Source organism: Candidatus Filomicrobium marinum (genome assembly GCF_000981545.1).
GTDB classification, from domain to species: domain Bacteria; phylum Pseudomonadota; class Alphaproteobacteria; order Rhizobiales; family Hyphomicrobiaceae; genus Filomicrobium; species Filomicrobium insigne.
Map to the genome: position 1 here is coordinate 2492499 of NZ_LN829119.1, position 11768 is coordinate 2504266.

Annotated in this window: 8 protein-coding genes; 5 read left to right on the forward strand and 3 right to left on the reverse strand. The window is 57.7% G+C overall.

From position 1 onward, the window contains the following. Window positions 1–17: 17 nt before the first annotated feature. Window positions 18–3698 (reverse strand): vitamin B12-dependent ribonucleotide reductase, encoded by a 3681-nt coding sequence (locus YBN1229_RS11710; protein ID WP_046479146.1) that lies wholly within the window; start codon window positions 3696–3698, stop codon window positions 18–20. A gap of 766 nt (window positions 3699–4464) precedes the next feature. Here YBN1229_RS11710 and YBN1229_RS11715 point away from each other — a divergent pair. Further along, window positions 4465–4860 carry an NADH:ubiquinone oxidoreductase subunit NDUFA12 gene (locus tag YBN1229_RS11715; protein ID WP_046479145.1) on the forward strand — a complete coding sequence of 132 codons (396 nt, stop codon included), beginning with the start codon at window positions 4465–4467 and terminating at the stop codon, window positions 4858–4860. Window positions 4861–5026: 166 nt separating this feature from the next. Further along, on the forward strand, window positions 5027–5533 hold the full coding sequence (locus YBN1229_RS11720) for a DUF2155 domain-containing protein (protein WP_046480652.1): 507 nt from the start codon (window positions 5027–5029) through the stop codon (window positions 5531–5533). A gap of 14 nt (window positions 5534–5547) precedes the next feature. Here YBN1229_RS11720 and hemB read toward each other — a convergent pair whose 3' ends face one another. Together hemB and YBN1229_RS11730 are read right to left on the reverse strand one after the other, a co-directional pair. Then, on the reverse strand, window positions 5548–6597 hold the full coding sequence (hemB, locus tag YBN1229_RS11725; RefSeq protein WP_046479144.1) for a porphobilinogen synthase: 1050 nt from the start codon (window positions 6595–6597) through the stop codon (window positions 5548–5550). A 155-nt stretch (window positions 6598–6752) separates the two neighbouring features. Further along, a complete protein-coding gene (locus YBN1229_RS11730; RefSeq protein WP_152025018.1) occupies window positions 6753–7793 on the reverse strand; it encodes an extensin-like domain-containing protein in 1041 nt (346 codons plus the stop codon). Window positions 7794–8211: 418 nt separating this feature from the next. On the opposite strand from YBN1229_RS11730, the gene YBN1229_RS11735 reads away from it, so the two are divergent. The 3 genes from YBN1229_RS11735 to YBN1229_RS11745 all read left to right on the forward strand — a co-directional run bounded on the left by YBN1229_RS11735 (window position 8212) and on the right by YBN1229_RS11745 (window position 11735). Further along, on the forward strand, window positions 8212–9312 hold the full coding sequence (locus tag YBN1229_RS11735; RefSeq protein WP_046479143.1) for an enoyl-CoA hydratase/isomerase family protein: 1101 nt from the start codon (window positions 8212–8214) through the stop codon (window positions 9310–9312). 278 nt (window positions 9313–9590) lie between these two features. Further along, window positions 9591–10100: a transcriptional regulator LdtR gene (gene ldtR, locus YBN1229_RS11740; RefSeq protein ID WP_046479142.1), complete on the forward strand. Its 510-nt coding sequence runs from the start codon at window positions 9591–9593 to the stop codon at window positions 10098–10100. Between the two features lie 366 nt (window positions 10101–10466). After that, the gene (locus YBN1229_RS11745; protein WP_244464939.1) at window positions 10467–11735 is read left to right on the forward strand and encodes a L,D-transpeptidase family protein; all 1269 of its coding nucleotides are present in this window, start codon (window positions 10467–10469) and stop codon (window positions 11733–11735) included. Window positions 11736–11768: the final 33 nt, after the last annotated feature.

An 11768-nucleotide genomic window follows, 5' to 3' on the forward strand; every position in this document is an offset into this window, starting at 1 on the left:
TGTGTACTGCGCCAGTCTTACGAGCAGCCGCTGGTTCCGCCGCATGTGTTGCACTTCAGGCAGGTACCGTTGCGCACCAGAGTGAAGTTGCCGCAAGAGCCGCAAGCTTCGCCTTCGTAGCCTTTGATGCGCGCCTCCGTGATCCGATCGGACACCAGATCCGGCTTAAGCGCCAGAGCACCTTCGGTGACCACGCGGGATGTTTCGATGGTTTGACGAGCAAACAACTGCGTACCGCCATCATTCACACCCGAGCCGGAATAAGCCGTTGTTACGTCGCTCGGTGCGAGCTGCACAGTTGAGCTGTCACGGGGGCCGATACGACCCACGAGAGCACCACGCGTGAACCCATGCGACACGATTTGAGCCGCGGGCACCGATGGCGTTTCGGATTCCGCTTCTTTGCCGCCGAGTGCCGTAGCTGAAATCTCACCAGGGTCAGCATGCGCGAGGTCATTGCGGCCAAGGTAAGAGACGGCAAGCTCGCGGAACAAGTAATCGAGAACACTGGTCGCGTTCTTGATTGTTTCATTGCCCTGCACCAAGCCAGCAGGCTCGAAGCGTGTGAACGTAAAGGCATCAACGTACTCATCGAGCGGCACGCCGTATTGCAGGCCCAGCGAAATGGCGATTGCGAAGTTGTTCATCAACGAGCGGAAAGCCGCGCCTTCCTTATGCATGTCGATGAAGATCTCGCCGATACGGCCATCTTCGTATTCGCCCGTCGTTAGATAGACTTTGTGTCCGCCAACGGTCGCCTTCTGAGTGTAGCCCTTGCGACGGCCTGGCAAGCGTTCCCGACCGCGTGGAACCAGACGTTCCACGATCTTCTCGGCTGCAGCGGCTGCGCGCAAAGCTTGCGGCCTCTCGCTGCTGAGCTGTTCTACCGCCTCGTCCTGCTCTTCGGCCGTTTCACCGAGCAACTGAGAATTGAGCGGCTGTGAGAGCTTCGAGCCGTCGCGATAGAGTGCGTTCGCCTTCAAAGCTAACCGCCAAGAACGCGTGTAGGCCTGCTTGCAGTCCTCGACCGTCGCATCGTTCGGCATGTTGATCGTTTTAGAGATCGCGCCGGAAATGAACGGCTGGGCTGCGGCCATCATGTCGATGTGGCTGTTGACCGAAAGGTAGCGTTTGCCCGTACGTCCGCATGGGTTGGCGCAGTCAAAGATTGGCAAGTGCTCAGCCTTGAGGTGTGGGGCTCCTTCCAGAGTCATCGCACCGCAGACGTGATCGTTGGCCGCTTCGATTTCTTTCGCCGTAAATCCAAGATGGCTCAGCAAATCAAACTTCGGGTCAACGAGACTTTCGGCAGGCACACCGAGTTTTCCGGTCAGGAATTCCTCACCAAGGGTCCACTTGTTGAAGACGAACTTGATGTCGAATGCGCTTTCCAGTCCGGCTTCGATCCGGCTGATGGCCGCATCATCGAAACCCTTTGTCTTGAGGCTGGTGTGATTGATATTGGGCGCCTGAGCCAACGAGGCATGTCCAACCGCGTAAGCTTCGATCTCTGCGATCTGCGCTTGGCTATACCCGAGCTTGCGGAGTGCTCCCGGCACGGCTTGGTTGATGATCTTAAAGTAGCCGCCGCCGGCAAGCTTCTTGAACTTCACCAACGCGAAGTCCGGCTCGATACCCGTCGTATCACAATCCATAACAAGGCCGATTGTGCCCGTCGGCGCAATCACCGTGGCCTGCGCGTTGCGGAAACCATTCTGGTTGCCCAGTTCGATGGCTTTGTCCCAAGCCCGCATAGCCGCGTCGACGAGACGCTTGTCTTCGCATGCATTGTGGTCGAGGGGCACCGGCAGCGTCGAGAGTTCTTCGTAACCGCCAGCTTCGCCGTGTGCCGCACGCCAATGGTTCCGGATGACCCGAAGCATCTCGGACGCGTTGGCTTCGTAACCCGGGAAAGCTCCAATCTCGCCAGCCATCTCGGCGCTGGTCGCGTAGGAGGTTCCGGTCATGATAGCGGAGATCGCACCGCAGATGGCTCGCCCCTGTGCGGAGTCATAGGAAATACCCGAAGCCATCAACAGGCCGCCGATGTTGGCAAAGCCCAGGCCCAGAGTACGGTAACGATAGCTCAATTCCGCAATGCGACGAGACGGGAACTGGGCCATCGTGACCGAAATTTCCAGCACGATCGTCCACAGCCGGCAGGCGTGCTCGAACATTTCTGTATCGAAGTTGCCATCCGCATCCCGGAAGGTCATCAGGTTGAGCGACGCCAGATTGCACGCCGTGTCGTCCAGGAACATGTATTCCGAGCACGGATTAGAGGCGCGGATCTCACCGCTGTTCGGGCATGTGTGCCAGTCGTTGATCGTCGTATGGAACTGGATACCGGGATCGGCTGATGCCCAAGCGGCATGACCAATCTGTTCCCACAGATCACGCGCATTAATAGTCTTCACCGGCTTGCGGTCGATACGCGACACGAGGTTCCAATCCGAACCCGCTTCGACAGCACGCAGGAAGTCGTCGCTAACTCGAACGGAGTTGTTGGAGTTCTGGCCAGAGACGGTCAGATAAGCCTCCGAATCCCAGTCGGTATCGTAGGTCGCAAAGTTGAGATCCTTGAAACCCTGACGCGCGAACTGGATAACGCGACGGATATAGTTGTCCGGCACGAACTCACGGCGAGCCTCTTTGATCGCTCGTTTCAGCGCAGGATTCTTCGCCGGATCGAAGCAGTCCTCACCGTCGGCCTCGCAATTGATGCATGCCTTGAGGATGGCCTTGAGGCGCTTCTCGCAGATCTTGGAGCCGGTCACCAGAGCGGCGACCTTCTGCTCTTCCTTGACCTTCCAGTTGATGTATTCCTCGATATCCGGGTGATCGACATCGACAACGACCATCTTCGCCGCACGCCGTGTCGTCCCGCCGGACTTGATAGCACCGGCAGCACGATCGCCGATTTTCAGGAAGCTCATCAGACCCGACGAGCGACCGCCGCCTGACAGTTTTTCATTTGCGGAGCGCAGGCTCGAGAAGTTGGTGCCGGTGCCGGACCCATATTTGAAGAGGCGCGCTTCACGCACCCACAGGTCCATGATGCCGTTCTCGTTGACGAGATCGTCCTCGACCGACTGGATGAAGCAAGCATGCGGCTGCGGGTGCTCGTAAGCGGAAGCTGAAGCAGTCAGCTCGCCCGTAACATGGTCGACATAATAGTGACCCTGGCCGGGGCCATCGATGCCGTAGGCCCAGTGCAATCCAGTGTTGAACCACTGCGGGCTGTTCGGCGCGCCCATCTGCATGGCCAGCATGTAGCAATGCTCATCGAAGAATGCGCGCGCATCTTCCTCGCTGCTGAAGTAGTCGCCCTTCCAGCCCCAGTAGGTCCAGGTACCGGCGAGCCGGTCAAAGACCTGGCGAGAGTCGGTTTCGCCGATGATCCGGTCATCTTCTGGGAGCTCAGCCAGAGCGTCAGCGTCAGCCACCGAGCGCCACAGCCAGGACGGGACCTGGGTTTCCTCAACCCTTTTCAGGCGTGCGGGAACGCCGGCCTTGCGGAAATACTTCTGCGCAAGAATGTCAGCGGCAACCTGACTCCAATGTTCCGGAACATCGAAGTTTTCGAGGCTGAAAACGATCGAGCCGTCTGGGTTCTTGATCTCGGAGGTGGCGCTGCGGAAGGGGATGTTGGCGTAAGGCGAAGTGCCGGCTTTGGTGAAGCGCCGTGTGATCTTCATTCTCGTAAACCCCCAAGGTCATAGGCACTGCGCGCGATACAAAGGAAATCGCTGCGACAGTAATTTCGCGGGATGCGGCGCCTACGTAAGACGAGGATGACGCTGCGTTATTTTTTGGGAACGCAAACACTTGAGACGGGACGCGACCTGGCTCGATCAAGATCCACAGTCGGGGTCCTGAGCACACACCCTCTCATTTGGCCGATGCTTTGAATCGGCCATTAAGAAAGGAGCGCAGAACAACCCCGTGAAAACACACACCAAAATCCAGCTGCGCTGCACGTCGCACAGCTCTTCCCTACGATTTTGACTGTGACTGGAAACTTGAACGCGACAGGTGTGTTGGTTCGATTGAGACGCTCAAAGATCATTCCAGAGCAATGCAACAACGTCGTCCCACCACGTCGACCACACTAGGTCGATTCGACCCTCGTCAAAAGACATCCATACAACCTCTAGGGGCTCGAGTGTTGCTGAGGGACTATATGTGGGGTGTGCGGGGAGGGTATGTGGAAAACCCGTGGACCGGTACGGGACAGACCGAGCACAGAACCTTCTGAAGCCCCCGCCAATGTTGATCTCAGGCGTTCAGGACAAATCGAACCCCGAGAAGAGCTACGCATCTAAGGCTAACGCGATTCCGATCCGAGACACTGTGGCATCCCAGCAAGCCTCGTCAGCATATGGACATCATCGGCCGGCTTTGCTCTAAGCTGTGGTCACTTTTTAGCGGCGCAACCGCGCCGTCGGGATGAGGTGAGCGGCAATGAGCATCCTTAGCGAAATCTTCAGTTGGTGGGGTGGCAACACCTGGGGGACGCGCTTCACGATCTGGAAAATTGCGAGCCAAGTCGGCGAGGACGAGTTCGGTAATCGCTATTACCTGCAGCGCAGTGGCGTGGGGCCACTTGGGAAGCCCCGCCGTTTCGTAGTCTATAAGGACTTGGCGGATGCCTCTAAGGTGCCGGCGGAGTGGCACGGTTGGCTGCACTACACCGTCGACGATCTACCCGACGAAAACTACAAGCCGCGAGCGTGGCAAAAACCTCACAAGATGAATATGACTGGGACCGGAAAAGCCTATCGCCCGAAGGGCTCAATTCTGCGTCCGCAAAAGCGTGAACGTGCGACAGGTGATTATAAAGCCTGGAAGCCGGAATGACCCGGTTGGCAATATGAAGTGAAAAGTGCCGCCCGCGGCACCCCGCAGAGGTGCGGGGCATCTTGCTGCAGACAAATTCACTGTCGATAACGGCGAGGTCCGACGGGCGTGCAACAGCCGCCGGACAGGCCCCGTTCAGGGGAACGATCCCACACTTAGGATGACGATGCGCAGCCGACCTGCTTCCGAGTATCTTACAATTACCCTTGCGGTTGTCGCTGTCGGGGTAACTGCAAGCGCAGGCGCGGCTATGGCCGAGCGGCTATCGAATCAGGTCGCCGTCTTTGCTGCGCTCGACAAAGTGACGGCGCGGATCAAAACCCTTGAAGTTCCGCTCAACGAAACTATCGACTTCGGCGCGCTCAAGATTACGCCGCGCGTGTGCTATTCGCGCCCACCCACTGAGCGACCCAAAACCACAACATTTGTTGAGATCGACGAAACGGAACTGGATGGCAGCGTTAAGCGGCTCTTTGCGGGCTGGATGTTTGCTGAGAGCCCGGGCCTGAACGCTGTGGAGCATCCCGTTTTCGATATCTGGCTGACCGAATGCCGTAAGCCCATCGGTGGCAGCGTGGCCACGTCACCTGCAACCGATCCTTCGGCAGCGACAGCCGCCGAGAGCGAAGACGCCTCACCAGCACCGTTTCCGCGCCGCCGCATCCGTCGCTGATCCGCGCAAAAGCCTCAGCCCGTCGGCCGGTCACGCAGCTCGCGCGCAACACGCGGCGCAAAGTAGGTCAGGATCCCTGACGCGCCTGCACGCTTGAACGCCAGCAGACTTTCGACCACCACGCGATCTCCGTCGAGCCATCCATTCTGGATCGCAGCCATCAGCATCGCGTACTCTCCCGACACTTGGTACGCGTACGTCGGAGCGCGCAGATCCTGGGAGATGCGCTGCAGGATATCGAGATACGGCATGCCAGGCTTGACCATGATCATGTCGGCGCCTTCAGCGAGATCGAGCGCCGCCTCACGCAGAGCCTCATCGGTATTGGCGGCATCCATCTGATAGGTTCGTTTGTCGCCCTTCAGCGTCGACGAAGATCCGACCGCGTCCCTGAACGGGCCATAGAAGGCCGATGCGTACTTAGCCGCATAGGACATGATCATCGTGTCGCGATAACCGCCAGCTTCGAGCGCCCGACGGATCGCGCCGACGCGGCCATCCATCATGTCTGAGGGAGCCAGGATATCGGCGCCAGCTTCCGCTTGAACCATCGCCTGCTTGACCAGGGCTTCAAGCGTCTCGTCGTTCGCAATCCGGCCTTCGATCAGCAGGCCGTCGTGTCCGTGGCTCGTATAAGGGTCGAGCGCGACGTCGAGAACGATCCCGATGTTGAGGTTCGCCTCCCGGATCGCTCGCGTCGCTTTACAAACGAGATTGTCAGGATTGAACGCTTCGCGCGCGTCATCACGGCGTAAAGCGGGATCGGTGTAAGGAAAGAGCGCAAGGGCAGGAATGCCGAGTTTTGTGGCTTCGTGGGCTGCAGCGACGGCAAGGTCGACTGACAGCCGCTCCACCCCTGGCATCGAAGCAACGGGCACGCGTTGGTTTTCACCTTCGACCACAAAAATTGGCCAAATGAGATCGTCGACGCTGAGGCGGGTCTCAGCCACCAAGCGCCGGCTCCAATCCGCTTGACGCACGCGCCGCGGACGCACGAGGGGAAAGCTCCCAGGGCTGACATTTTCCAGCGGAGATGCGAGGGATCGCTCGTTTGACTTCGTCATGGATCAGATGGCCAGGATTGCAGGGGGGCGATTGGCGAAACATTTGCCGGATGTAAATCCAGCATAAACATCGCGAGGGCTTAAGCGCGCGCCATCACGGATTACCGTAAAGTCCAGCAAAATGCACGGGGACGAGCGCGCATAAAAAGCTGGACTTACCGGCAATAGTTGCCGTGATCGCGTTCTGCCATATCGACGTGGAAGTGATTACTATGCGCCCGATTAGCCTCTGGGCCAAGCACGGTGCCGAAAATCGCACAAGCGCTCGTGTGCGCATCGCGCAGGAAGCGCGCATATCGTGTATTGACCGGCGCACGCACGGCGGGGGCGGCGGTCGGAGTGACCTCGGTTTTGAATTCGGGTAGTGGCGCTTGAGAGGGCGGTTTGGGGCCGCCAAGCTTGCTCGCGTTAAAGCTTGCGGCTTGCACCTCATCCTTGTCGTCGTTGACAATAGTTTGGTAGAGCGCACTGCCGGTAGAGCCCAACATGGCCAAACTTGGGGCGGTTTCAGCCTTCTGGAGACGAGCCACCTGGGCTTGGCGGCGGGCTTCAATACGCCGCTTTGCTTCTGCGAGGCGCTGGGCCTTCCTCTCGGCCGCCTTCTCTGCAGCAATTCTACGAGCGGCCGTCACCTCCCGTTTCGTCGGTCCCCAATGGGCTAGAAGTTCTGGCTCGACACCCTTTTTCGTCACGAACCCCCGGATATCCAGGGCATTGGCGCGACCATGTTCCGATAGGCGCCCCTTCGAGCGTCCATACGTGTTGCGGCAGGAATAGGAGCTCATCACATTGATCGCAACGATGGGGCTGCGAAAATGTTTGCGGGCGAGAGGCTGAAGATCCTTTTCGACCCAATCGTGGAGGGCGGCAACCATCTGGCAATTGACGATCGGTGCGGGCGACAGCTTAACCGCTGGGTTCGTACCGACGCTGATGAGTCGTACGGGGGCGGGATCGCCGCAAGCTCCCTCTTTGATGGGAGTTTCTGGTAGCGTCACAGCGTCCAAAGATTTGAAGAGATGCACGCAGCGCGCCCGCGCTAGGTTGATCTCGACGTCGCTCCACTTGTCTTCAGCAGCCTTCGAACGTGTCTCCTCGCCGTTAGGTGGAAGCACCTTGGGCCAAGAGGCAGTAATCTGAGGTTTCGCGAGGGGAGCACGAGGTTTGCGTTCCGGATCCGGAGGCGCGAGGCGCATCGCCTGATCCCGAGCGCTGGCTTGCTTGCGTGTTGGCGTGCCAGTTTGCGATCCCTCGGCAGCCAAATTTTGAGCCGCCCGTTCCACAGCTTTAAATGAGCTTGTGACGGATCGCGCTGTCTGACTGACAACGTCCGGGAAGGATTGTGAATAAGCGCTGGCGACTGGCCAAGCGGTTAAGCTGACCAGGCATAATGTGATCCAACCGACGGAACGCAAAGTTTCCCCCTGACTTTCAGATCGCCATTACGCCGGCAACATAACCCCTAGCAAATGGACGCGCGAGGTGCAGTTGCCCCCGATGATTCGCCATGCTTATAAGTCGCCATATACCTGCGAAACGTGTCAACGCAACTAACCAATGCGCGATGAACCACAGTCTTGGGATAAAGCCTGAGATAGCCAATGTCGGGGGATTATGAGCACATCAGACTTGACTGCACCTGATGTCGAAGGCGTCACCGTAAGTGAGAATGGCGCGCTGGGCTTGATCACGCTCAATCGCCCTCAGGTCCTCAACGTTCTCAATACCCCCATGAAAGCGCGCCTGGCGGAGGCGTTCCCGGCTTTTGCCCGCAATCCAGATATCTACGCCGCGGCAATTGAAGCGGCTGGAGAGCGGGCCTTCTGTGCAGGCGGCGATGTACGCGAAAGCGTAAGTGCTGCGAGAAGCGACATGCCTGCAGCACGCGTGGCATTCAAAAGAGAATATGAGCTGATCTGGCTCCTGGAGTGCTTCTCTAAGCCAACCGTTTCTCTGATAAGCGGCATTGTTATGGGCTCGGGCGTCGGTTTGACCGCCTTCAACACGCACCGCGTCGCTGGGGAGCGCTACAAGTTTGCCATGCCTGAGACGGCGATCGGCCTGTTTCCGGACGTCGGTATTGCTTACGTCCTAGCCCGTTTGCCCCATGAAATCGGAACCTATCTGGGCTTAACGGGACGCGCCATTTCCCGGTCCGATGCGTTTAAGCTGGGCCTTGCAACTCACTGCATTCCGGAAAGTGAGTTTGACGCGATTAAAGCGGGCTTAAGTGAGGCATGGCCGGTGGACACGCTGCTGGACGAGCGTCACAGCGATCCGGGGCCCGGAGAACTGGAGCCCTATAATGAACTCATCGCCAAATGTTTTGCGACAGATACGGTCGAAGAGATCATTGGGCGCCTGAAGGCGGCCAGTGGGCCTCATGCGGAATGGGCGCAAGCGGTCGTTGCGGATCTCGAAAAGCAGGCGCCATTGTCACTCAAGGTTACGCTACGCCATATCCGCGAGGCGCGGGCCATGGACCTGAGACAGACATTGGGTGTCGATTACAAGTTAGCGTGCCGCTTCTTGGAAGACTCGGACTTCCGCGAGGGGGTACGCGCTGTGCTTATAGATAAAGACAACAAGCCAAACTGGCAGCCGGCCGACTTGTCCGGGGTGACGGCAGAGATGGTCGCCCACTATTTTTCACAACTTACAGATGATGGCTTGGATTTGCCGACCCGTTCCGAAATGCAGGCCGCACGTGTCTGAGATTGTCGCCCGAATTGCGAAACGAGGTTAATATTCAGAGCTTCATGAGCGTCCGCCATCGCCAAAAGAAAGTATTTTTGGTGGCACGCGCGCAATGTTCAGTAATGGCAAAAGCCCGAAAAACGGGCGTGCGAAAGCTGATGAGTTAATAAATCCTTTTCTGGAACCCCCCGTTACTATTCTTTTACTATATCTATTTAGGCAAGATTTAGCTGTCCAAGGTACCTTGTGCCTAACCCGGAACAAAATCGGGGCGTAAACAGGTATGAGGCAGTCCAATGAATCTAGCTTACGACGTGACCCCACACGCCGCAGTAGAGGACGATGAAACGTTCCGTTCCGAATACATGCAGGCTCTTCGCCTGATTGAACGGCTCCATCGTCTGCTTCTTGACGTCATCAAAGACGAGTTTGATCGCAAGGGCGGCTCCGACCTCAACTCAGTTCAGGCGCTGCTGCTCTACAATATTGGCGATAGCGAACTGACCGCGGGCGAGTTGAAGACACGCGGCTACTATCTTGGCTCGAATGTGTCCTACAACCTCAAGAAGCTCGTGGACATGGGCTACATCCACTACAAGCGCTCCGAGGTCGACCGTCGGTCGGTCCGCGTAAGCCTTACCGATAAGGGGCTAAGCGCTTGTGAAGTAGTTGATGATCTCTATCGCCGCCAACTCGGCTCGATCGAAGCTGTTGGCGAAGTTGCGGAAGACGATCTCTCCCGCTTGAACCGGGCTTTGGTTCGCCTTGAGCGCTTCTGGACCGATCAGATCCGCTACCGTCTGTAATTAGGGCTGAGGAAGGATAAGTCCCAGTCAAGGACAAAAAACGTGATCGCATTCATATGAACGGGACTGCGCCGAACCGCGGTCCCGTTTTTTTTGTCCAGCGACCGGCCCTCTCAAAGGCTTCCTCACGGCGACTATGTGGCCCGGCCGCACCACTTATTGTCTGGACGCACGCAGGCGCTGGGACACGGCTTTCCATTTGGCGGCGAATAGCACAACCTCACGATCATGATTTTCGTGAGCCTTGGCTCGGCCCGCGCGGCTTGGGCTGATTATTTGTATTGAGCCAATTAACACCGAACGTCGACGGATTGGCGGCTCTGCAAAAGGTTCACAAGACGTGGGCGCTATTGCGAGGGTGGGACCGTGCTCGATCAACGTTTCAAGTCAAGCTTGTGGCGTGCTGTGTGTGTGCTGGCCTTGTTTGCTGCGCCGGTTGTCATGCCCGCACATGCAGTGGGGCCCAACGACTGGATGTCGTTCAACAAGCCCAATACAGGCGCGGTTGATCGCAACTTCATCCGACGTTGGGAAGCCAATCCCCCACCGGGATATCCAACGCTGTCCCCCGGCAACATCGCAGCGACAGACGCTGCAATCAAACGCTACGAGTTAATCGTCAAAGGCGGCGGCTGGAAAGAATTACCTTCCGATCAGCTGGCAATGGGGTCCAATGGTCCAGCTGTTGAGGACCTGCGCGATCGTCTTAAGCTGTCTGGCGATCTCCAGGATGAGTCCTGGATGCCGCAGCACTTTGACTATTATCTTGAAAAGGCGGTGAAGCGCTTCCAAGCATCGAACGGGCTCGCACCGACCGGGATCGTAGATAAGCGCACGCGAGCTGCATTGAATGTGTCGGCCGAAGTGCGGCTGCGCCAGCTTAAGTTGGGCTTGAAGCGACTGAAGGAATACACGCGTCACACTGCAAAAGGACGCTACGTCGTCGTCAACATCCCCGCCGCCCAGATCGAAGCTATCGAGAATGATCGCGTTGTGTCACGCCATGCCGGCGTCGTCGGCAAAACGGATCGAAAGACACCTCTGTTGACCTCGAGTATCCACGAACTGAATTTCAACCCGATCTGGCGCCTTCCCCCAACGGTCATTTCTCAAGACTTGATCCCCAAGGGGCGGCAAATGCAGCGCGCTGGCCAGAGCGTGCTCGTGAAATATGGCATCGACGCCTACGATGGCGAAGGCCGCAAGGTGGACCCCGAGAAGATCAATTGGAACTCAAGCCGTCCGCACGCGCTGTCTTATCGGCAAAAGCCCGGCGAGGGTAATCCGATGGGCTTCCTGAAGATCAACTTCCACAATGGCCACTCCGTTTATATGCACGACACGCCCTCCGATTCCCTGTTTGGCCGAAATTTCCGGGCGGCGAGTTCCGGATGTGTGCGTGTGCAAAATATCGAACAACTCGCGACATGGCTGTTGGCGAATCAAGGTGGTTGGGACCGTTCTCGTGTGGACGAGATGAAGGCCAAAGTGAAACGCGAAGATGTGCGGCTTAAGAAGCCTGTACGGCTGTATTTTGCCTACATCACGGCTTGGGCCACGGAAGATGGCGTGGTGCAGTTTCGCCGCGATCTCTACCTCAAAGATGGCGTGGGGCGAGACGTCGCTTCTTACTGAGGTAGTCCGTTCTCCCCTTGCCGCGGGTGTGCC

Excerpts from the sequence above, each read along its gene's own strand:
- YBN1229_RS11710 (WP_046479146.1), bottom strand. The coding sequence starts at position 3,698 with ATGAAGATCACACGGCGCTTCACCAAAGCCGGCACTTCGCCTTACGCC.
- YBN1229_RS11715 (WP_046479145.1), top strand. The coding sequence starts at position 4,465 with ATGAGCATCCTTAGCGAAATCTTCAGTTGGTGGGGTGGCAACACCTGG.
- YBN1229_RS11720 (WP_046480652.1), top strand. The coding sequence starts at position 5,027 with ATGCGCAGCCGACCTGCTTCCGAGTATCTTACAATTACCCTTGCGGTT.
- hemB (WP_046479144.1), bottom strand. The coding sequence starts at position 6,597 with ATGACGAAGTCAAACGAGCGATCCCTCGCATCTCCGCTGGAAAATGTC.
- YBN1229_RS11730 (WP_152025018.1), bottom strand. The coding sequence starts at position 7,793 with ATGCGCCTCGCGCCTCCGGATCCGGAACGCAAACCTCGTGCTCCCCTC.
- YBN1229_RS11735 (WP_046479143.1), top strand. The coding sequence starts at position 8,212 with ATGAGCACATCAGACTTGACTGCACCTGATGTCGAAGGCGTCACCGTA.
- ldtR (WP_046479142.1), top strand. The coding sequence starts at position 9,591 with ATGAATCTAGCTTACGACGTGACCCCACACGCCGCAGTAGAGGACGAT.